General features: G+C 57.5%; 19 protein-coding genes and 3 pseudogenes. 8 read left to right on the plus strand and 14 right to left on the minus strand.

What is annotated here, in order from left to right:
• The first annotated feature begins 1 nt into the window (after position 1).
• Both rng and ACYVB2_RS10325 read left to right on the plus strand, forming a co-directional pair.
• Positions 2-1,477: a ribonuclease G gene (gene rng, locus ACYVB2_RS10320; RefSeq protein ID WP_382432506.1), complete on the plus strand. Its 1,476-nt coding sequence runs from the start codon at positions 2-4 to the stop codon at positions 1,475-1,477.
• Between the two features lie 55 nt (positions 1,478-1,532).
• Positions 1,533-3,113 (plus strand): diguanylate cyclase domain-containing protein, encoded by a 1,581-nt coding sequence (locus ACYVB2_RS10325; RefSeq protein ID WP_382432319.1) that lies wholly within the window; start codon positions 1,533-1,535, stop codon positions 3,111-3,113.
• Here ACYVB2_RS10325 and ACYVB2_RS10330 read toward each other — a convergent pair.
• The 5 genes from ACYVB2_RS10330 to lptF form a co-directional block, all read right to left on the minus strand.
• Entirely contained in the window at positions 3,110-4,297 is a 1,188-nt protein-coding gene (locus tag ACYVB2_RS10330; protein WP_382432321.1) for a pyridoxal phosphate-dependent aminotransferase, read from the minus strand. The genes ACYVB2_RS10325 and ACYVB2_RS10330 overlap by 4 nt on opposite strands.
• A 17-nt stretch (positions 4,298-4,314) precedes the next feature.
• Entirely contained in the window at positions 4,315-5,256 is a 942-nt protein-coding gene (locus ACYVB2_RS10335) for a CysB family HTH-type transcriptional regulator (protein WP_382432323.1), read from the minus strand.
• Between the two features lie 89 nt (positions 5,257-5,345).
• On the minus strand, positions 5,346-5,738 hold the full coding sequence (locus ACYVB2_RS10340; RefSeq protein WP_382432325.1) for a sirohydrochlorin chelatase: 393 nt from the start codon (positions 5,736-5,738) through the stop codon (positions 5,346-5,348).
• Positions 5,739-5,762: 24 nt separating this feature from the next.
• Entirely contained in the window at positions 5,763-6,875 is a 1,113-nt protein-coding gene (lptG, locus tag ACYVB2_RS10345) for an LPS export ABC transporter permease LptG (protein WP_382432326.1), read from the minus strand.
• Positions 6,872-7,966, minus strand: a complete 1,095-nt coding sequence (lptF, locus tag ACYVB2_RS10350) for an LPS export ABC transporter permease LptF (protein ID WP_382432328.1) — start codon at positions 7,964-7,966, stop codon at positions 6,872-6,874. Before lptF ends, lptG begins: the two co-directional genes overlap by 4 nt.
• Before the next feature lie 23 nt (positions 7,967-7,989).
• Between lptF and ACYVB2_RS10355 the strand changes: the two genes are divergently transcribed.
• The 3 genes from ACYVB2_RS10355 to ACYVB2_RS10365 are packed head-to-tail and all read left to right on the plus strand — an operon-like array spanning position 7,990 to position 10,494.
• Complete coding sequence (locus ACYVB2_RS10355; RefSeq protein ID WP_382432330.1) at positions 7,990-9,501, plus strand: leucyl aminopeptidase; 1,512 nt, start codon at positions 7,990-7,992, stop codon at positions 9,499-9,501.
• A gap of 14 nt (positions 9,502-9,515) precedes the next feature.
• Entirely contained in the window at positions 9,516-9,959 is a 444-nt protein-coding gene (locus ACYVB2_RS10360) for a DNA polymerase III subunit chi (RefSeq protein WP_382432332.1), read from the plus strand.
• A 7-nt stretch (positions 9,960-9,966) separates the two neighbouring features.
• Positions 9,967-10,494, plus strand: coding sequence for a hypothetical protein (locus ACYVB2_RS10365; protein ID WP_382432334.1), 528 nt, complete (start codon positions 9,967-9,969; stop codon positions 10,492-10,494).
• Here the strand turns inward: ACYVB2_RS10365 and ACYVB2_RS10370 are convergent.
• From ACYVB2_RS10370 to ACYVB2_RS10405, 8 genes and pseudogenes are all read right to left on the minus strand, one after another.
• Positions 10,463-11,470 (minus strand): D-2-hydroxyacid dehydrogenase family protein, encoded by a 1,008-nt coding sequence (locus ACYVB2_RS10370; RefSeq protein ID WP_382432508.1) that lies wholly within the window; start codon positions 11,468-11,470, stop codon positions 10,463-10,465. The two genes, ACYVB2_RS10365 and ACYVB2_RS10370, sit on opposite strands and share 32 nt — an antisense overlap.
• A gap of 191 nt (positions 11,471-11,661) precedes the next feature.
• Positions 11,662-11,898: pseudogene (locus tag ACYVB2_RS10375) on the minus strand (hypothetical protein); the annotation flags it as partial.
• Between the two features lie 162 nt (positions 11,899-12,060).
• Entirely contained in the window at positions 12,061-12,888 is an 828-nt protein-coding gene (locus tag ACYVB2_RS10380; protein ID WP_382432336.1) for a citryl-CoA lyase, read from the minus strand.
• A complete protein-coding gene (locus ACYVB2_RS10385) occupies positions 12,885-14,087 on the minus strand; it encodes a CaiB/BaiF CoA transferase family protein (RefSeq protein WP_382432338.1) in 1,203 nt (400 codons plus the stop codon). Before ACYVB2_RS10385 ends, ACYVB2_RS10380 begins: the two co-directional genes overlap by 4 nt.
• Positions 14,088-14,096: 9 nt before the next feature.
• Entirely contained in the window at positions 14,097-15,071 is a 975-nt protein-coding gene (locus ACYVB2_RS10390) for a Bug family tripartite tricarboxylate transporter substrate binding protein (RefSeq protein WP_382432340.1), read from the minus strand.
• A 21-nt stretch (positions 15,072-15,092) separates the two neighbouring features.
• Positions 15,093-16,061, minus strand: coding sequence for a Bug family tripartite tricarboxylate transporter substrate binding protein (locus tag ACYVB2_RS10395; RefSeq protein WP_382432342.1), 969 nt, complete (start codon positions 16,059-16,061; stop codon positions 15,093-15,095).
• Positions 16,062-16,095: 34 nt separating this feature from the next.
• The gene (locus tag ACYVB2_RS10400) at positions 16,096-17,103 is read right to left on the minus strand and encodes an amidohydrolase family protein (protein WP_382432344.1); all 1,008 of its coding nucleotides are present in this window, start codon (positions 17,101-17,103) and stop codon (positions 16,096-16,098) included.
• A complete protein-coding gene (locus ACYVB2_RS10405) occupies positions 17,100-17,405 on the minus strand; it encodes a hypothetical protein (protein ID WP_382432346.1) in 306 nt (101 codons plus the stop codon). The genes ACYVB2_RS10400 and ACYVB2_RS10405 overlap by 4 nt, the downstream gene beginning before the upstream one ends.
• 195 nt (positions 17,406-17,600) lie before the next feature.
• Between ACYVB2_RS10405 and ACYVB2_RS10410 the strand changes: the two genes are divergently transcribed.
• On the plus strand, positions 17,601-18,380 hold the full coding sequence (locus ACYVB2_RS10410; RefSeq protein WP_382432347.1) for an IclR family transcriptional regulator: 780 nt from the start codon (positions 17,601-17,603) through the stop codon (positions 18,378-18,380).
• Here the strand turns inward: ACYVB2_RS10410 and ACYVB2_RS10415 are convergent.
• Positions 18,338-18,538 (minus strand): annotated as a pseudogene (locus tag ACYVB2_RS10415) (hypothetical protein); the annotation flags it as partial. The gene ACYVB2_RS10410 and the pseudogene ACYVB2_RS10415 overlap by 43 nt on opposite strands.
• On the opposite strand from ACYVB2_RS10415, the pseudogene ACYVB2_RS10420 reads away from it, so the two are divergent.
• A pseudogene (locus ACYVB2_RS10420) lies at positions 18,535-18,863 on the plus strand (transposase); the annotation flags it as partial. The pseudogenes ACYVB2_RS10415 and ACYVB2_RS10420 overlap by 4 nt on opposite strands.
• An 873-nt stretch (positions 18,864-19,736) precedes the next feature.
• On the plus strand, positions 19,737-20,666 hold the full coding sequence (rpoH, locus tag ACYVB2_RS10425; RefSeq protein WP_382432349.1) for an RNA polymerase sigma factor RpoH: 930 nt from the start codon (positions 19,737-19,739) through the stop codon (positions 20,664-20,666).
• Positions 20,667-20,742: the final 76 nt, after the last annotated feature.

Here is a 20,742-nt window from a genome sequence, read left to right on the forward strand (position 1 = left end):
CCTGCAACAAGACATCCTCATCAACTGGTCACCCCAAGAAACCCGCGTTGCCATTATCGAGAACGGTGCCGTGCAAGAACTGCACTTGGAGCGCCCGCTGGAGCGGGGCTTGGTTGGCAACGTTTACTTGGGCAAAGTAGTACGGGTGCTGCCCGGCATGCAATCGGCTTTTATCGACATTGGGCTGGAACGTGCCGCCTTTTTGCACGTAGCCGACGTTTGGCAACGCCAACCCGATGGAGAACCACCCAGTTTGGCCCGCAAAGGCGAACCACTGGTGCCCATTGAAAAACAAGTTTTTGAAGGCCAGTCACTGATCGTGCAGGTCATTAAAGACCCAATGGGCACCAAGGGTGCCCGCCTGTCCACCCAAATCAGCATTGCCGGACGCTTGCTGGTATTTTTGCCACAAGACGACCACGTCGGCGTTTCACAAAAAATACCCGCTGCCGAGCGCGATGCCTTGCGCAGCCGTTTGCAAGCCTTGGTGGGCACCAAAGAAACCGGCGGTGGCGGCGGTTTTATTCTGCGCACCAACGGCGAAGATGCCAGCGACACCGAACTGGCCGAAGACATTGCCTACCTGCGCAAAACTTGGGCGCGCACCAAAGAAGCCTCGCTCAAGTTGCCCCCCAAATCACTGCTGCTGCAAGACCTAGACCTGTTGCAACGTGTGCTACGCGACTTGGTTGGTGAACACACACACACCATCCGGCTTGACTCTATGGAGCAGTTCCAGCGCCTGCGCGCCTTCGGCCAAGAATTTATGCCTGCGGCCACGGCCAAGTTACAGCATTACAAAGGCGAACGCCCAATCTTTGACCTGTATTCGATTGATGAAGAGATTGCCAGGGCGTTGGGCCGCCGGGTGGATCTCAAGTCGGGCGGCTATTTGATCATTGACCAAACCGAAGCCCTCACCACCGTGGATGTGAACACAGGTGGCTTTGTGGGTGCGCGCAATTTTGACGACACCATCTTCAAGACCAATCTGGAGGCAGCGGGTGCTATTGCCCGCCAACTGCGCCTGCGCAACTTGGGTGGCATCATCATTGTCGATTTTATTGACATGGTGCGCGAAGACCACCAACATGCCGTGCTGGCCGAATTTAAGAAGCAACTAGGCCGCGACCGGGTCAAGACCACTGCCGGGGGCTTCTCGCAATTGGGGCTGGTAGAGATGACACGCAAACGCACCCGAGACTCGCTGGCACACATGCTGTGCGAGCCTTGTCCTTCATGCCAGGGACGGGGAGCCATCAAAACTGCCCGCAGCGTGGCCTACGATATTCTGCGCGAGGCCCGCCAGTTCCATCCACGCGAGTTTCGCGTGGTCGCAGCACCGCAGGTCGTGGAGCTACTACTGGACGAAGAAAGCCAACATCTGGCCGGACTGAGCGACTTCATCGGCAAACCCATTTCGCTGCAAGCAGAAAACGCCATCGGACAAGAACAATACGACATTGTGCTGCTGTGATGCAACCGCAGGCATAAGATGGTGGCCCCGACCTGCCACGACTGTCCTTGCTCCCATGACCAGCCTGCACATTCCCACCATGTTTGTCATGCTCTTCGTGGGCGTGATGGCAATGGCACTGTCGATTGCTTCCGTAGCCTACCGCCGCCAACCAGATTTACAGGTTTTCTCTTGGGGCTTGCTAGCGCAAAGCGTGGGTTATGCCCTCTTCTTTTGGCGCGATCAGGTGTCACCGCTGTTATCAGTGGTCTTGGGCAATATGGCCATCAATGCCGCAATGGCGTTGTATGTTTTGGCGCTGTACCGCTTTCAGGGGCGCAAGGCTCCGCGGGGCTTGGTGGCGATTCCGGTGGTCATCGTGGGGCTGGGCACCTGGTGGCTGGTGGATGCCTACCAAGCTCGCCGGATTCTGTTGTCCTTCATTACCTTGCTACAGTTTGTCCACATGTCGGTGCTGTTGTGGCAGGGGCGTCAGCAGATTGTGGGGCGGGGCAAATACATCTTGGGGTTTGCCGCCGTACTCACCTCCTTGACCATGCTCTATCGGATAGTGGTGACCTTGGCCGGATTAGATTCCGCACAAAAAATCACCGACTCCACTTTGACAGTGATCCTGAGCTTTATGCTGTCGCTACTGGACACGCTGCTGCTGTCGGTGGGGATGCTGGTGATGGCGCAAGAGCGGTCAGAACAGGCCCGTGTAGAAAGTGAGCACCGCTACCGCAAGCTGATTGAGTCGGCCAATGAAGGCATCTGCGTGCTAGAAAACGGCGTGTTGCGCTTTGTCAATCCCAAATTTATAGATTTGTTTGGCTATAGCCGTGACGAACTGCTGGGGCAGTCCATCTTGAGCTTCATCCACCCTGACGACCGCCCACTGGTGTACCAAAACCACCAAAAACGGCTACAGGGCCATGCCGATGACCTGAAATACCCGGCCCGTGTGCTCACCAAAAACCGGGGTGTGCGTTGGATGGAAATCAGTGGTGTGGCCATTGATTGGTGTGACCAACCCTCCACGCTGAACTTCTGCTCCGACATTACCGAACGGCAGCAAATGGACGAACGCATCCGGGCACTGGCCTTCCATGATGCGCTCACGCACCTGCCCAACCGCCGCTTGCTGCACGAGCAGCTGGATCTGGCCATGACAAATAACCAAGGCACCGGCCAGCACAGTGCGGTGGTGTTTATGGACTTGGACAACTTTAAACCGCTGAACGACCGCTATGGTCACCATATAGGCGATCTGCTGCTGATAGAAGTCGCGCAGCGCCTGCGCCAGACCATTCGGGGCAGCGATACCGCAGCCCGTTTGGGTGGCGACGAATTTGTGGTGGTGCTCAATGGTCTGAGCAACCATTGGCCTACCGCCACCGAACAGGCCCGCCATGTGGCAGAAAAGGTGATCCAAGCTCTGTCAGAACCCTACCAGTTGCAAGACACGGATGCACAAGGCCAGCCCACGGTGATTGAACATCGCTGCACGGCCAGTGCAGGTGTGACTTTTTTCTCAGGACATGACACCAGCGCCGAACAGCTGCTAGATCAGGCAGATGCAGCGATGTACCGCGCCAAAGATGCTGGGCGCAATCGCATGGAGTTTTTTCAGCCTCCCCCTGCCGTCATCCCTTAACGGCTGGCACGAAAACATCCCCGCAAACGCTCCAGCGCAGCCCGCAAGGTTTCGTCCCGTTTGGCAAAGCAAAAGCGCACCACGCGCTGGTCAAAGCCATCACCATAAAACGCCGACAGCGGAATAGCCGCCACGCCCACTTCGCGCACCAGCCACTGGCAAAAATCGGCTTCGTTCAAATCACTGACTGCAGAAATATCTACACACTGAAAGTAACTGCCCGTGCTGGGCAACAGGCGCAGGCGGGAGCCTTCAAGCCCTTGACGGAATAAATCACGCTTAGCCTGGTAAACCCTGGGCAATTGCAGATAGGGGGCCGGGTCGCTCATGTAGGCGGCCAAGCCATACTGCATCGGGGTGTTGACGCTAAACACATTGAACTGGTGCACCTTGCGAAACTCAGCCATCAATGCCGCCGGGGCCGCCACCGTGCCCACCTTCCAGCCCGTGACATGGAAGGTTTTGCCAAAACTGGACACCAAAAAAGCCCGTGCCGCCAACCCCGCAAAGAGGGCGGCACTTTCATGCTCGGCACCATCAAACACCATGTGTTCATACACTTCATCACTGATGAGCAGCACATTGGTGGGGGCCAACAACTCTTGCAGCCGTAGCATATCCTGCCGACTCCACACAGTGGCGCTGGGGTTGTGTGGGCTGTTGATGATGAGTGCGCGCGTGCGTGGCGTGATAGCAGCACCGATACGGTCAAAATCAGGGCGAAAACTACCGGGTGTCAAGGGCACGCGCACGGCCACACCACCAGCCAAGGCAATATTGGGCACATAGCTGTCGTAGCAGGGATCAAGCACGATCACTTCATCGCCCGGATGCACCACGGCCAAAATAGCGGTCAAAATGGCTTGTGTAGCCCCAGCAGTGATGGTGATTTCAGTATCGGGGTGGTAGCTGCGCCCATGCAATGCCTCTATTTTGGCGGCCACTGCCTGTCGTAGCAGGGGCACCCCCGCCATCGGCGCATATTGGTTGTGTCCAGCCCGCATCGCTTGGCCGACAGCCTCCAGCAAGGTGGGATCGCAATCAAAATCTGGAAATCCTTGCCCCAAATTAACGGCCCCATGCTCGGCAGCCAATGCCGACATGACCGTGAAAATGGTGGTGCCTACTTGGGGCAGGCGACTGGTTAGTACAGGAGTAGGGTCAGCGGCAAAAGTGGAAGTCATGGCACACCCTGGCAGCCTTAGAGTTCGTAGTCGTTCACATGCCCAGTCATGGCACGGGCCACCAAATCGCGGCTCAATCGGTCGCTGATGAGTTCAGCGAACTTATAAACAAAGTTGCGCAAATACGCCCCCCGCTTAAAAGCCACCCGTGCCACACTCTGACCAAACAGATGGCCCACGGGGCGCACCACCAAGTCGCCTACTGGGTCGTCACGCATGGCCATTTCGGCCACAATGCCAATGCCCAACCCCAAACGCACATAGGTTTTGATCACGTCCGAGTCAATCGCTTCTAAGGCGATGCGCGGTTGCAAGCGACGCGCAGCAAAAGCGGCATCAATCTTGCCGCGCCCAGTGAAGGACGGGTGGTAAGTAATGAGCGGCTCGTGGGCAATGTCTTCTACGGCAATGCGCTCTTTTTGTGCCAACGGATGGCCCGGCGGCAACACCAACACATGCTGCCACTCGTAGCATGGCAGTGTGACCAATTCGGGGTAGTCGGCCAGCGATTCGGTCGCCATACCAATCTCGGCTACTTCGTCAATCACCATGCGCGCTACTTGATCGGGCGTTGTTTGGTGCAGGCTCACATTGACTTTGGGATAGGCTTCGCGCAAACGCGCCACCGGCACGGGCAACACATAACGCGCTTGGGTGTGGGTAGTAGCAATGCTCAGGGTGCCATTGTCTTGGGCGCTGAACTGCTCACCAATGCGTTTGAGGTTGCTGACCTCGCGCATGATGAGCTCAATACTGCGCAACACATGCTGGCCCGGCTCGGTAATGCGCTTCAGACGCTTGCCATGGCGGGCAAAAATTTCTACGCCCAGCTCCTCTTCCAACTCAATGATGGCCTTGGAGACCCCCGGCTGCGAAGTGTGCAACGCCTTGGCGGCTTCGGTCAGGTTGAGATTGCGGCGGGCTGCTTCTTGCACGAAGCGGAATTGATGCAGGTTCATGCTTTATTTTTCATAAAGATTTTCTTCATTATGTCTTATCCATCTAAAGCACTCACCATCCCCGTGGCCGTATGCCCCCCGCACCCACCCTACAGGGAGGGTGGGTGCGCGCCAGCAATATCGGCCATCAGCGCCGTCATGCGGGGGTCTTCACCAATGGCGGCTTGCACTGTCAAATCAATCGTCGGGTGGGCCACACGCAAGGCATCGACCAAATGGGGCAGGTCTTCACGGGCGTGTTTACCTGTGCCCAAAAACATCGGTACGACCGTAATGGAACGAACGCCCTGATCGCACAAATGCTGCACAGCCTGCGTCAGATCTGGCTGGCACAACTCCAGATACGCACAACAGGCCAGCACCTGTGGCTGGGTCGCAGCCATGCGCTCCCGCACTGCCTCGATGGGAAGACGCCACAAGGGGTCGCGCGAGCCGTGGGCAAACAAAATCACACCGTGGGAAGGAGGGGGAGACAGGGCCATCAGAACATCCAGAAAACTACACCTTCAACGGCGCAGCACCAACCAGCCAAAAGCCGCCAATGACAGCAAGGAATACAACACCCCAGGCACCGCAGCCGCCACCCAAGGCGCCCAATGCTGCAAACTGCCCACAAAACCAAACACATTGTTGAGCAAAAAGAAACTAATGCCTGCCATCACACCACCAAACACATAGCTGGCAATGCCTCCAGAGCGGAAATGCAGGTACGCAAAAGGCAGCGCCAGCACAACCATCACCAAGCAGCTCAGGGGATAAAACACCTTGCGCCAGAACTCAATCTCGTAGCGTTGGGCTGCTTGCCCGTTGGCCTCCAAGTGGTGGATGTACTGGAACAGATCGAGAGTAGCCATGCGATCGGGTTTGAGCACAGCAGCAGCCACCATGTCGGCACTGATCTGCGTGGGCCAATGCCATTGGGGCAATTGCAGGGTCTCAACACGCGCAGGGGCCATTGCATCTGTGGCGGCGTAGTAGGCTGTGTGCTGGGCCTGCTGCAACATCCAGCCACCTTCAGCAGCAAACTGTGCTCCGGCAGCCTGTGTGCGCGACACCATGCGGCCTTGGTGATCAAAACCAAACACCCGCAAACCCAGCATGTGGCCATCTGGGCCAATGGCACGCACATTCACCACAAAGGAGTATTCTCCTTGGGTTTCGCGCAGCCAAGCCCCGGTTGCGCCCGTCGTTAACACACCTTGGTAGCGGGCCTTGACCAACTGTGCAGCCCGGTCGGCCAAGGGGGCCAAATAGTCTCCCACCGCAAAGGTCAGCAAGACAAAAAAGCCGCCCAGTGTCAGTAAGGTGCGCAAAGCCCGCCAAGGCCCAAGCCCACTGGTACGCATGATGGTGAACTCTGAGCTTTGCGCCAGCCTGGCCATGACAAAAATGGTGCCAATCAACACCGTGATAGGCAGCAGCTCATACAGGTGGTTGGGCAATGCCAACGTCACAAACAGCAAGGCATGGGGCAACTGGTAGCCGCCAGTAGGACTGCGGCCTACCCAGCGCAACTCATCGACCAGATCGAAAAAGAAGAACAGTGCCAAAAAACCCAGTGTGACAAAACCCACCGCTGCCAGCACTTCGCGATGGATCAAACGACGGATGGTTTTCATGCAGCACTCCGACGGCGCCACCAATAGCGCGGACTCCAATGGTGATGGCGCACCGCCAGCAATATCGCCGCCAACACCAGCGTGCTGCCATGCAGCAACCCCAGGAAAGACACGAGCGTGATACGGCCCGACCCCACCCAACTTTGGCCCAACGTGAGCAAGTTGTAATACACAATGAAAGTAAACAAGGCCAACAGCAGGTTGCCGCTGCGGCTGGCGCGGGGATTGACACTGGCCAATGCCAGCGCCAGCAACACAAAATTGAAGGCGGCCAAGGCCAACCCCAGACGCCAGCCCACCTCGGCCAAATCGGTGGAAGCGCCTTGGGCCAACAGTTGTGGGGTGCTGCGCGTCTTGACAGGGCGGGCATTGTTGGAATCAATGGCCGCAGTGCCAATGCGGGTGCCGTATTCGGCAAACTCACTGACCTTGGTGCCAGGCTGATCGACAGCGGTCTCGACCCGCTGGCCCTTGCTCAAAATGACCAGTCGCTCGCCATCGCGCACTTCCACCCTGGCGCTGTGGGCCGAAGTAACAGCCTCGCTGCGGGCCTCCGTGGCGGCAATGAAAACCTTGCTGGCCACATCGCCCGCCGTGCTGTCGCGGTCAATAAAAAACACACGGGTGCCATTGGCCGACTCTTGGAACTCGCCCGGAGCAATCCGGTCAATGTCGCTGCGTTGCTCGTACTGAAGCTTGAGGGTTTCAATCTGCTGATTAGCCCAAGGCCAAACCAGTAATGCGAGCAAGGCAATAGCCAGTAACACCGGCCAGGCAAAGCGCAACAGCGGCCCCAGAAAACTGAGCAATCCCCGGCCACTGGCAAACCAGATCACCATTTCGCTGTCGCGGTACATGCGCGTCAGCGTGCTAACAATCGCAACAAACAGGCACAGGCTCAACAGAGTGGGCAATTGGCCCAGCACCGTAAAACCCATGACCAGCATCACATCCGAAGGACTGACATTGCCGCGTGCCGCCTGACCCAAAGTGCGGATCAGCATCATGGTCATCACCACCGTGACCAACACCACCAAGGTGGCGCCGAAGCTGCGGGCCAGCTCCTTGCGGATGGATGAATCGAATAACATTGGTTGAAAATAAAAGGTGAATTATGAACTTCGACTTGAAAGCCCTTACGCTGTCCACAGCCGCCACCGAAAAATGCGATCTGCTGATCGTGCTGGTGCCCGATGGTTTTACCGCAGGCAGCGATGCACTGTCCACACTGGTGGCTGGGGCCATCAAGGCGGGTGACCTGCAAACCAAAGCAGGCAAAATTCTGCCTTGTTACCAAGTGCCCACGGTGGCGGCCCGCCGGGTGGTGCTGGCAGGCATAGGTGACGGCCTAGCAGCCAGTGTGCGCCAAGGCGTACAAGCACTGGCAGGCACACTCAGCACTGGCGCCCCCAAACGCGCTGTGGTCTGCTTTGCTGGCCCCGTGGAGGCCAGCGCAGTGGCGGCTGCCGTGGCAGCGGTGTCGCAAGCCAGCTATGTTTACACTGCGACCAAGCCCAAAGCCGAAGCCCGCAGCCTGCAACGGGTGCTCATTGGTGTGGCCAACCCCGCCTCAGTGGCCGAGGCCTTTCACCAGAGTGTAGCCATAGCCACGGGCGTAGAACTGGCCCGCGAATGGGGCAACCGCCCCGGCAACCACGCTACCCCCACAATGCTGGCTAACGCAGCCAAAGAGCTGGCCAAACAACCCAACATCCAATGCAAGATCATGGGGCCAGCCGAGGTGAACAAACTGGGCATGGGCGCCTTTATGGCGGTGGCCCAAGGCACACATGAAGAATTGCGCTTTATTGAACTGCGCTACAACGGCGCTGCCAAGTCCCAAGCCCCCATCGTACTGGTAGGTAAGGGCATTACCTTTGACAGTGGCGGCATCTCGCTCAAGCCCGGCGCCGAAATGGATGAGATGAAGTTTGACATGTGCGGTGCTGCCAGCGTGTTGGGCGTGTTTCAGGCGCTGGGTGAACTGCAACCCGAGATCAATGTGGTGGGGCTGATTCCTGCCTGTGAGAACCTGCCCGATGCCCGAGCCGTCAAACCCGGTGATGTGGTCACGAGCATGAGCGGCCAGACCATCGAAATCCTCAACACCGATGCCGAGGGCCGACTGATTTTGTGCGATGCCCTCACTTATGCGGCCCGCTTCAAGCCGACTGCCATCATCGATATTGCCACGCTCACAGGTGCCTGTGTCATTGCCCTGGGCAGCGTACGCAGTGGCTTGTTTGCCACCAATGATGCGCTGGCCCAGTCTTTGCAAACTGCTGGCGAGGCTGCACAAGATCTGTGCTGGCGCTTGCCATTGGACGATGATTACGCCGAAGGGCTGAAGTCCAATTTTGCCGATATGGCCAATGTGGCAGGGCGCCCCGGTGGCTCCATTACCGCAGCCAAGTTTCTGCAAAAATTTGTAGGCAGTACCCCGTGGGCACATCTGGACATTGCTGGCACCGCTTGGAAGGGTGGCGCCGCCAAGGGCGCTACAGGCCGCCCGGTAGGTCTGTTGGTTCAATACCTATTGCAGCAAACCAGCACCCCCAAGGCAGCAGCACCTGCCAAGCCCGCACGCCCCTCGCGCGCCAAGGCCAGCACACCCCGCGCTGCTTGAACCTGCAAACGACGATGACGCAGATTGCCTTTCATTTCAATGCCCCCGACAAACTGGCCTACGCCTGCCGAGTGGCCCGCAAGGCACTGCGTCATGAACAACGGCTGGTGATTACAGCCCCCCCCGATATTCTGGCGGAGCTCGATCCCATGCTATGGCAGTGGGCACCTGAGGAGTTCATTGCCCATTGCGGTGCCGAGGCCAGTGAAGAGCTGCTCGACGCTTCGCCGGTGCTGTTGCTGCCCGACCCACGCCAAGCACGACACCACCAGGTGCTGCTGAATTTGGGCACGACAGTGCCCGCCGGTTTTGAACAGTTCGAGCGTCTGATCGAGGTCGTCAGCATGGGGGACGATACCGACCGCCAACACGCCCGCGCCCGCTGGCGCGACTACAGCAGCCAAGGCTATGCCATCGTGCGCCACGATCTGGCCCCAGAAGGTCGCAATCCAAGGTGATTTTTAGATGAGCCGACACCCCAAGGCACCACCCCGTTTTATTCCTACCCTGACCGAAGTGGTGCCGATCCCTCGTGACAAACCACCTCTCGCGTCTGCACCAGTGGCAACACCTCCTGTGGCTACCGCCACAGACTTGCCTCCAGCCAGCCCTCCGCCCTGGATGCTCGATATCCCCACACTGGCCGATAGCATTGATGCGGCATTGGCCTCGCAGATCACATCACCCACGCCATTGCACCCTGCCACACCAGTGCCGCCCGCACTGCCCGGCACCCTGTCAGCAGAGCAGGAAGCCCGCCTAGTCCAACGCCTCCTGCAACGGGTGGAAAGCACGTTAGAACACCGCTTGCATGAAGCCATCAACCATATTGTGCAAGAACAGGCCGCCTTGATCTTGCCCAAACTGCGTACCGAAGTCCGTAGTTTGGTACGACAGACGGTGGGCGAGGCCGTCGCCCAAGAGTGGATCAATGCCCGCACCCCAGGCCGCCAAGAGCCGGTCAACGGCGCATCTGTAACGCCCCTGGATTGACGATATTGGTGGGTGTGCCTTTGATGTAGTGCAGCACATTGTGAAAGGCTGCACCAAAAGACTGTTCATAGCTGTCTTGTTCCACATAACCAATGTGGGGCGTGCAGACACAGTTTTCTAACCGCAGCAAGGCATGGCCTTGCAGAATGGGTTCGCTCTCAAACACGTCAATGGCCGCCATACCAGGGCGCCCACGGTTGAGTGCGGCAATCAAAGCGTCGGGCGCAATCAGTTCGGCGCGTGATGTATTGACCAACAAAGCCGTAGGCTTCATGCAGGAGAGGTCTTCTAAAGTAATACTTGCTTGGGTCTCTGCACAAAGCGGTAGGTGCAACGAGACCACATCACATTCGGCAAAAAATGCCTTACGGTTGCTTGCCACGGCAAAACCATCCTGCTGCGCCCGTGCCAGTGAAGTGTCACGCCCCCAGATACAGACCTGCATACCAAAAGCCCGACCATACCCAGCAACCAACTGGCCCACCTGACCATAACCCCAGATGCCCAGCGTTTTGCCGCGCAGTACAGCTCCCAACCCAAAATTGGCAGGCATGGAGCCAGCCTTCAGACCCGACTGTTGCCAGGCACCGTGCTTCAGATTGGAAACATACTGTGGCAACCGCCGCATGGCCGCCATCAACAGCGCCCAAGTGAGTTCGGCGGTGACAACGGGAAAGCTCACCCCCTCGGCCACGGCCACACCCTGCTCGGTACAAGCCAGCACATCCACATGGCTACCTACTCGCCCCACCTGAGCAATCATGCGCAACCGGGGCAACTTGTCGATCAACTGGCGGGTGATTTGCGTACGATCGTGAATCAGGACGATGATGTCGGCATCTTTAAGACGCACAGACAACTGCCCTAATCCCTTGACCGTATTGGTGTAAACCTTGATGGTGTAAGCGTTGAGATAGGAAACGCATTGCAGCTTGCGGACAGCGTCCTGATAGTCGTCCAAAATGACAATGTTCACTGTCATGCGCATCCTTCTCCCGTATAGGGAATGACAAACCAATCGATAAAACGGCACAGCAGGTGGTTGCCGCTGGGATGCTGGAGTTTACGCAAGGTGAGAAGGTGCCAATGGCCCATCGTGGCAGTGGTACTAGGTGACGATACGTTTACACAACTTGTCTTGGGAGACCGCCAAGCCGCCGGTAGTAGTCAGGCGTTGTTGCGTAAATCAAGTTTGAGATGCATTGCCACAGCCACAGCCACAGCCACAGCCATTGTCTGAGGACGACCCAGCTCAGTGAATCTGTTCAATATCGTTGTCCAGATGTGCAACTCGTTGGCTGGGTGCTCGAAGGTGCGTGACATCACACGCTTACCCAGTCGCTTGATGCAGTGCATCTTGGTCTCCACCCAACTTCGCTGGCGGTAGCTACTCCAGACTTGCCATGCTGAGCTACCAACACCTGCCGATGTGGACGACAACCGTCTTGACTGGTCAAGTAACGGCCTGGCCAAACGAGTTGTTTGTCACTACAGCGAGGCTTGCTAGAACAAGCCCGCGACGGACGATCGAACACCGCATTTTTGTTTCCGATGTCGAGTTGGTAATCAATTTTTCTTGGGTACGTCCCGTGCGGCAGGACCGTCATAAGTCCACAAATACTCGCGTGGGATTGGCCCCTTGTTCCGCCCGCCTTGGCCCGTCTGTTCCCAAGCATGCGACAAAATCCCAACCGAGCGGGAAAGGCAGAACAGGCCGCGCGCTAGTGGTGCAAGGAATCCCAGCTCTGCATAGATCACGGCCGTCGCGCCGTCTATGTTCATAGGAATGCGTCGGCCGCCTTTACGTGCCGCGAGTTCGTCCTCGACGCCGCGGGCGATGGTGGCGAAGCGCCCGCTGACGATGCCATCGCGCGCAGCAGCATCGACCAGTGCTAGAAGCGGCGCTGCGCGCGGGTCTACCGGGTGGAAGCGATGTCCAAAGCCAGACACAAACTTGCCGTGTTCAGCGATGGCTGCATCCAGCCCTGCACGCACAGCATCGGTCAGCAACGCCCCTGCGTCTTGTCGGGTGGCAATGTCGAGGTACATGCTGACGGCCTGCTCCCCTGCACCACCGTGAACGTCACCGAGCACGTTTACCGCCGAGGCCATGGCGTTGTTCAGGCCCACGCCGCATGTAGCTGCCATGCGCGCAATTGCGATGCTTGGTGCTTGGGGGCCGTGATCCACGGCAGACATAAGCGCAGCATCCAGCAGTCGGCCTTGGCCTTCACTGGGCAGTTCTCCGCGTGTCATGAGCCAGATCATTTGCGCGAAGCTAGTGCGGCCGATCAGATCCTCGATGGCATAGCCGCTGTAGCGGATCATGCCGGGCTTCATTTCGATGATGGAAGTGCGCCACCAGTCGGGCACACGTGGGTCTTCGATGGTCATACGACCTTCTCCTGAAAGTGTTCCTCAATCTCACGATCCGAATAGCCAAGTTCGGCCAGGATCGCTGCGGTGTGCTCACCGAGCTGGGGTGGGGGGGTATCGACCGTAGGGGTCTCGCCGTTGAGCTTGAATCCCGTGCGAACTACCCGAATATCCCGACCTACGCCCGGTACGCTCTCAAATGTTCCGACCATGCCACGTTTAGCGATCTGCGGGTGCTCCAGCGCCTGCGGTACCGTGTATACCGGCCCTGCTGGCACGCCGACCTCGTTCAGAAGCAACCACCAGTCGTCGGCTGATTTCGCGGCAAGCCCGTCCTCAATCAAGGCCTTGAGTTCGGCACGGTGCTGCAGGCGGCCTTGCCGCTCGATGAAGCGTGGATCGGTTTTCCACTCTGGATGGCCCAGAACGTCGCATACCGCCTCAAACTGTTCCTGCTTGTTCGCTGCGATGTTCAGCAGGCCCTTCCCTGTACGAAAAGTGCCGGACGGACTGGCCGTAACGTTGTCATTGCCCAGCGGCTTGGGTTCGCGGCCAGCGATCAGGTGGTTGGACACAGCCCAGCCCATCGTGGCCATTGCAGCTTCAAGCATAGACACATCGATGAAGACACCTCCAGTACGGTGACGGTTAGCGAGGGCTGCCGCGACTGCGAAAGCAGCCGTAATACCACCGATGGTGTCTGCGACTGGATAGCCCACACGATATGGAGCATTCTCCGGGGCGCCTGTGATGCTCATAACGCCAGACATGCCTTGGATGATCTGGTCGTAGGCCGGGAGGTCGCGCAAGGGCCCATCTTGGCCGAAGCCAGAGATTGCGCAGTAGATGAGCGTGGAGTTCTCCTTCAGCAAATCCTCGTAGCCCACGCCCAAACGCTGCATCACCCCGGGCCGATAATTTTCGACCAGCACATCGGCGGTGCGCACGAGGCGACGCAAGGCCTCCTTGCCTTTAGGGTGCTTTAGGTTTAGTGTGATCGAACGCTTGCCAGGGTTTTGTGCCAGGAATGACACACCCATCATGGCTTGGTTCAGTTCTTGGTCTGCACCCAATTGCCGCGCCAGATCACCAGTGTTGCACGCCTCCACCTTGATGACATCAGCGCCCATGTGAGCCAGTTGGTGGCAAGCGAACGGCCCGGCCAACACGTTGGTCAGATCCAGCACACGGATGCCGCGTAGAGGTTTGATGGACATGGCAACTCCTTATTCGGGCTTGATGTTCCCCGCCTTGACGACAGCGGCCCAGCGTTTCATTTCAGCTGTAGCTTGCTGCGATGCCTTCGCAGGTGTGTTGGCAACGGGGGTCAAGCCTTGTTCAGCGAGTCGTCGCTTGCCGTCTTCGGAATTCAGGGATGACATGAAGGCATGGTTCAGCTTGTCGATGACTGGTTGGGGAGTGCCTGCAGGCGCGGCAAAGCCAACCCAGAAGTCCATCACGAAGCTGGGCAGATTGGCTTCTTTGGCCGAGGGGACGTCGGGTAGTAGCGGCGAACGGTGATCGCTGGTTACAACCAACGCCCGCAGCTTGCCGGATTTGATGTGCGGCAATGCGGTTGGAAGCGATGTGACCAGCGCCTGCACTTGACCTGCCATCAAGTCCGTCAGCACTGCTCCGGCTCCCTTGTAGGGGACATGCATCAGGTCAACACCCGCTGCGCTCTTGAACAGCTCGCCGCCCAGGTGGGTGTTGGTACCATTCCCGCCCGAGCCGTAGTTCATGCTGCCTGGCTTTGCTTTGGCCAATGCGATGAATTCCTGCACCGTCTTGGCTGGCAGGTTAGGAGTAACGACCAAGACGTGTGGTGCAGACGCAGCAGTGATGATGTGCGAGAAACCTTTCTGTGCATCAAAGGGCATCTTTGGCAAGAGCCCAGGAGCGATGGTGAAGGACATTTCTGTGGTGAGGAGTGTGTAGCCGTCCGGGGCTGCGCGTGCCACTGTTCCCCAACCGATAAGACCGCCCCCGCCGACCTTGTTGTCCACGACGAAAGGCTGACCCAGGCCATTGCCAACCTGGTTGGCGGCTAGGCGCGCCACGATGTCAGTGGTGCCACCGACTGAATATGGAACGACGATGGTGATGGGGCGCACAGGGTAATTCTGCGCGAAGACAGTTTGAGCGATGGCAAGAGTGCAGACTACAGCAGCGGTGGTCGAAAGAAAGCGGGTGAAGTTCATGGCCGGTCTCCAAAAAATGGCTTAATCGAGCTTGATGTTGCCGGTGCGCACGACTGTGCTCCAGCGCTGTTGTTCGGTTTTCAGAAGGGAGGCAGCCTCCTGAGACGAGCCACCCAAGGGGGTGCTGCCTTCTGCCAGCAACGTGGCCATGGTGTCGGTACGCGCTAACGCCTTCGCTACCTCGGCTTGCAATCGCGACACGATGGCGGGTGGCGTTCCAGCCGGTGCCACCAGCATCTTCCAGTCATTGGTGTCGAATCCTGCATAGCCGCTCTCGGCCACAGTGGGAACGTCGGGTAGTGCTGGCATGCGCTTGCTTGAACTGACGGCCAACGCCCGCAGCTTGCCGCCCTTGATGAACGAGATTACGGTCTGCGGTGTGGCGAAGTAGTAGTCCACCTGGCCGCCCAGCAAATCGTTAGCGGCGGGGCCCGCCCCCTTGTAGGGAATGTGTCGCGTGACGATTCCGGCCTTTTTGGCAAAGACCTCGCCTGTAAGATGGCCTACGGTGCCGTTGCCGGCAGACGCCATGGTGAGCGAATCGGGTCTGGTTTTGGCCGTGCTGACCAAGTCCTTGAGTGTTTTATAGGGTGAGTCACCCTTGACCACCAGTAGCACAGCTTGGCCCGCCACCGTGGCGATGGGTGTGAATGCCTTGCTCGCGTCGTAAGGCATCTTGGCGTACAGCGAAGGATTGATTGCCAAGTTGGCTGTTTGCCCTATGCCCAACGTATACCCGTCCGGCACCGCTTTTGCTACGGCGTCCATGCCGATGTTGCCACCGGCACCGGCTTTGTTCTCAACGATCAACGTCCAGTTTGTGCCGATCCGAATCTTGTCTAGCACCATGCGGGTCACAGCATCCGTGCCACCACCTGGTGGGAATGGAACTATGACTTTGATGGGTTGGTTGGGATATGCCGACTGCGCCTGAGCGGTCACAGCGAACGCAAAGGCGCAAGCGCCGATTAGACGGGGAAGAAAGGACATGATGTCTCCTGGGGCGTGTATGTGGGAAAAGTTGTCAGGCAAGCCGATACACGCGGCGCGCGGTGCCTTGGAAAAGCTCTTGTCGTTCGGCGGCCGACAATTCCTGAGTCAGTCGTTTGAAGGCATTCCAGCCGTTTACGTAGCTGTAGGAGCCTTTGTCAACGGGGAAATTGCTCTCAAACATGCAGCGTTTGGGGCCGAACACCTCAATGCAGGTCAGCATCCATGGCCGCCAGGTGGTAGCAAGCAACTCCGAGGATGGTGGCAGTGCCTTGTGCTCAAAGCCGAAGCCGTTGATACGCATACCCAGGCCGCCGAGCTTGACGAACACGTTGGGCCGGCGGGCGAGTTCATGCATTCCCGCACGCCAACCAGAAAAGACTTCTGCCTCGCGGCCGGCATAGGAGCCAATGCGCACGACACCGCCGCAGTGGTCTACGATGATCGGGAGATTTGGTAATGCGTCTGCGACGTCGCATAGCTCGCCAAGCTGGGGCCAAAACAACCAAGCGTCATAGCTCAGTCCGCGCGCCGAAAGTTCTGCTAAGCCTACGCGATAGCCGGCATCGGCGAGGAGGCCTTTGGGGGCAGCGGTCAGTGGGTTGGCCAGCGAGCTGTCTGTATCCCAGGTTGCCAAGTGCCGGACGCCCCGAAATCGCCCCTCACCTGCCGCCTCATGCGCTTCTAATACCTCGCGCACTGCCGCCCCTCTGCGCAGATCGACATAGCCAACGATCCCATGAGCAATGAATGGCGTACTTGGCTGCGGCAAGGTGGACTGCACCACAAACGCAGTTTCGCCCACAGGCCTCAGGTGCTCCGGACCATCGGCCCGATAGCGCGTAAGCGCCTGCATGTAGACCGAGGCCTGCACTGCATGACCAGACATGGCGTCCGCAAGATACTCTTCGCGTAAATAAGTCCAGCCAGGGCGGTCGTAAAAGTGGTGATGCGCATCCACGATGGCAAGGTCTGGCTCTAGCACCGGCTCCAGCCCCTTTGCCAGCCAGTCAGGTCGCACGCTCAGATAGTTCCCGCTCATGTCGTACCCCTCATCCGACCACTGAAATAAACGGGATGACGCCGAACAGCAGCATGGCCAGCACCAAGCCGAAGAACCATAACAACGACGTTTTTGGTCGCCTCCGTATCTGATGTCCTCATGATGTTGAAGTAGAGGATGCTGAAAGTCAGCATCTTTCCGATCGCATCAGGCGAGGCGGCAACCAAACCAAATGCGATGGGCACCAACGCCAGAGCTACCAGGGCCAACATACGCCGCCGGGTCATGATCAAAACCATGAAGGTGATGATGACCATGCCGTATCTGAGAGCGCGCAACATCACTGTTTCCACCACTTTCTTATGAGGTGCGGCGTGCCGCCGCATTCAACTTTTGTTAATTATGTTCTGTTAGATAGAACTATATTCTGTGTGGAAGAACTGTAAGGTCATGAAAAAGGCAGGGGCTATAGGGGAAACCCTTGTTATTTCGTTATATGTCACTATGTTCTACTAGGCAGAACAACCTCTACGACAATGACTCCCGATTTACCAAACCTCAAGTCCTCAAATGACGGCATCGCAGAGAATTCGAGTGGCGTCGCCGTTCTTGATCGTGCTTTTGCCTTGCTAGAGGCATTCCAGCTGACCGATGAGCGGCTGACTCTCACGGAGCTCTCCCGCCGTACAGGTCTGTACAAGAGCACCGTACTGCGCCTTCTGGCGGCACTGGAGCATGGCGGTTTCATGCGAAAACTAGAGGATGGGCAATACACCATCGGCCCGCAGCCGATGCGCTTGGCTGCGATCTACCAACGGTCTTTCCGGGTTGATTCGATCATTGAGCCTTTACTTGCCGAGTTGAGCGCCAAGCTTGGCGAGACTGCCTCGTTCTACGTGCGCGCGGGTGCGCGACGCTTGGTGGTTAGCCGCGTCGAACCTGCACGTGCAGTACGCGTGTCGATTCGGATCGGCGAGGACTTTGATGTGAGTAAGGGTGCGTCGGGCAAAGTGCTCTTGGCATTTACGGAAACAGACAGCAGTTTCGAACTGATAAGAGAGCGCCTGTGGGCAACTTCATACGGCGAACGCGATCCCGAAACGGCTTCTGCCTCCGTACCGGTCTTTGGGGCCTTGGGAGACCTGAAAGGGGCGCTGACCATTTCAGGCCCATTGTCCCGCTTAGGAGAGCCGTCTGCCATGGAGGTAGCTGTGGCAGCACTGCTTGAAATGGCGCGCCGTGCAACAGCTGAGTTCGGGGGGAACCCCAGCCGCTACACAAGCGCCTTGCAGAGTGCTTCAGTAGACGGTGCGTAGGCGGTTGCCGCCGCACGGCACATGTTCAAGCAGCGATAGAGAACTGGAATCACCCCAGCTTCCGCTGGCGGGAAGTACCCGATGGGTTCAAGCAGGCGGTGGTGATTGAATCATGATACCCATTCGAGCGTTGTGACTTCGACAGCTTCTTTGGTTTTCTATTGAGACCATGCTGTGCATCCATTGCCTGCAACTGTGGTGGAACCTGTGAGTGATCCTGCCATGGAAGAAGAGCTGCACGAGCGGCCGCTGTGCCGCTGCTTTGCGGATCTTGATGGCGCAGCCCGCATGCCTGACGAAACCATCATCTTGCACTTTCGCCACCTGCTGGAGAAACACCTGCTGGCGACCATCAACATCGGTTTGGCCCAGCAAGATCTGATGCTCAAGACCGGCCCCATCGTGGATGCCAGCAGCATTGCTGCGCCCAGCTCGACCAAAAACAAAGAGGGTGAGCGAGATCCAGAGAGGCACCAGACAAAGACAAGGCCGAGCGGCTTAAGGCCAGCGTGTGAGACAAGGTGGAACAACCGTTCAGGGTGAAAAAGCAGTAGTTTGGCTACCACCAAGGTGGGCTACCGGGGCCAGGGGAAGAGCACGGCGCGGTTGACGATGCTGTTTACGTTGGGAAATCTGTGAATGGCAAGGAAGTGCATCATGGGTGCACAGGGATAGGAGTGCTTTCCCAGTGCTAAAGCGGTATCGCAGAGGCCAAAACAGGCCTGCAAACTGCGCGAAAAGGGTGCCAATCAACCGGTTATGCAGGCATCAAGTGAACCTGCGCGCTCTGTCGGGCGGAGTTGATAGGGCCACCAGAACCACAATCTTCTGTATTTTCGAGACAATTCCCACATCATGGAATAAAAAACAACGGTGAAAAGTAAGAAATTGCTTCGCCGAAGATTTCAGTCCTCAGCCCTTACTCAAACTCCCGAGTTCCATGCTGTATTTGCCCTTGTCTCACGTGGCAAACGTCCCCATAGTTCAGTGCTCAGTGCAAAAAACAGAACCTAGAAAAATTTCGCTGGGTCTTACATCAGCGGAGGTTTGAACAAGCTTGACGAAGTCGGCGTTAAAGGCATCCGCCAGAGTCGCCCCCTTTATTGGGTAGCGTATTCGGTGCCTCCTTGTCTGAACGAGAGGCTAGAGGCACTATCAATCCAACCCCAGTAATTGGGGCTATTGCCCTTTGATCCCAAACGAAAGAAGCAGTCAGAGTTCAGAACTCAGTGCAAAGAGCGGGAAACTGAGTGACGATCAACATTGATTTTTTTGTTACAGGGTCGGGAACTTCGGGTCTTGGCACTCTCTCCAACAGAGTGCTAACATGAAGACTTGGAAGAAAGGACTTCTGGAATGACACTCTCATCTGGATCCGCATCGGCGGCTTTGGCATCGACCAACCCGTGGGCCGTAGTGCCGTCGCTGGGCAATCTGGACGCTTATATCTCGGCAGCCAATCGCTTGCCCTTGCTCACCTATGAGGAAGAGCAAAGCTATGCGCGTCGGCTGCGCGACCACAATGATGTGGAGGCGGCTGGGCGCTTGGTCATGTCACACCTGCGGCTGGTGATTTCTATTTCGCGTCAATATTTGGGGTATGGGCTGCCCCACGGCGATTTGATCCAAGAAGGTAACGTGGGCCTGATGAAGGCGGTCAAACGCTTTGATCCTGATCAGGGGGTACGTCTGGTCAGTTATGCCATGCACTGGATCAAAGCCGAGATCCATGAATACATTCTGAAGAACTGGCGTATGGTCAAGGTGGCTACCACCAAGGCGCAGCGCAAGCTGTTCTTCAATTTGCGCTCCATGAAGCAAGGCTTCAAGACCGATGCCGAAGACACGCACCGCAGCAGTTTGTCCGATACTGAAATTGACCAAGTAGCCCATCAGCTCCAAGTCAAGCGCGAAGAAGTGATAGAGATGGAAACACGCATGTCTGGTGGTGACGTGCTGTTAGATCCAGCTCCCTCCGACGATGGTGAGCAGGCGTTTGGCCCGATTGCCTATCTGGCTGATGCTTCGCACGAGCCTACGGCTGTGATGGAGTCGCACCAGCGCGACATGCTGGCCAGCGATGGTATTGCCACTGCCTTGGCTACGTTGGATGAGCGTGGTCGCCGGATCGTGGAGGAGCGTTGGCTCAAAGTGAATGACGATGGTTCTGGTGGCATGACACTGCATGAATTGGCGGCGGTTTATGGCGTGAGTGCCGAGCGCATTCGCCAGATTGAGGTGGCCGCTATGAAGAAAATGCGCAAGGTGTTGAGCGCCTACGCCTGATGGGCTGTTCCCCACCGTATGGGGTGGCGATAATGTAGGATGCACCATTGAGGTGCAACGTGCCTTCTTTGCGCTG

It is taken from the genome of Giesbergeria giesbergeri (assembly GCF_054779375.1).

Coding starts and splice junctions, on each gene's coding strand:
- ACYVB2_RS10325 (WP_382432319.1), top strand. CDS start 1,533: ATGACCAGCCTGCACATTCCCACCATGTTTGTCATGCTCTTCGTGGGC.
- ACYVB2_RS10330 (WP_382432321.1), bottom strand. CDS start 4,297: ATGACTTCCACTTTTGCCGCTGACCCTACTCCTGTACTAACCAGTCGC.
- ACYVB2_RS10335 (WP_382432323.1), bottom strand. CDS start 5,256: ATGAACCTGCATCAATTCCGCTTCGTGCAAGAAGCAGCCCGCCGCAAT.
- ACYVB2_RS10340 (WP_382432325.1), bottom strand. CDS start 5,738: ATGGCCCTGTCTCCCCCTCCTTCCCACGGTGTGATTTTGTTTGCCCAC.
- lptG (WP_382432326.1), bottom strand. CDS start 6,875: ATGAAAACCATCCGTCGTTTGATCCATCGCGAAGTGCTGGCAGCGGTG.
- lptF (WP_382432328.1), bottom strand. CDS start 7,966: ATGTTATTCGATTCATCCATCCGCAAGGAGCTGGCCCGCAGCTTCGGC.
- ACYVB2_RS10355 (WP_382432330.1), top strand. CDS start 7,990: ATGAACTTCGACTTGAAAGCCCTTACGCTGTCCACAGCCGCCACCGAA.
- ACYVB2_RS10360 (WP_382432332.1), top strand. CDS start 9,516: ATGACGCAGATTGCCTTTCATTTCAATGCCCCCGACAAACTGGCCTAC.
- ACYVB2_RS10365 (WP_382432334.1), top strand. CDS start 9,967: ATGAGCCGACACCCCAAGGCACCACCCCGTTTTATTCCTACCCTGACC.
- ACYVB2_RS10380 (WP_382432336.1), bottom strand. CDS start 12,888: ATGACCATCGAAGACCCACGTGTGCCCGACTGGTGGCGCACTTCCATC.
- ACYVB2_RS10385 (WP_382432338.1), bottom strand. CDS start 14,087: ATGTCCATCAAACCTCTACGCGGCATCCGTGTGCTGGATCTGACCAAC.
- ACYVB2_RS10390 (WP_382432340.1), bottom strand. CDS start 15,071: ATGAACTTCACCCGCTTTCTTTCGACCACCGCTGCTGTAGTCTGCACT.
- ACYVB2_RS10395 (WP_382432342.1), bottom strand. CDS start 16,061: ATGTCCTTTCTTCCCCGTCTAATCGGCGCTTGCGCCTTTGCGTTCGCT.
- ACYVB2_RS10400 (WP_382432344.1), bottom strand. CDS start 17,103: ATGAGCGGGAACTATCTGAGCGTGCGACCTGACTGGCTGGCAAAGGGG.
- ACYVB2_RS10405 (WP_382432346.1), bottom strand. CDS start 17,405: ATGTTGCGCGCTCTCAGATACGGCATGGTCATCATCACCTTCATGGTT.
- ACYVB2_RS10410 (WP_382432347.1), top strand. CDS start 17,601: ATGACTCCCGATTTACCAAACCTCAAGTCCTCAAATGACGGCATCGCA.
- rpoH (WP_382432349.1), top strand. CDS start 19,737: ATGACACTCTCATCTGGATCCGCATCGGCGGCTTTGGCATCGACCAAC.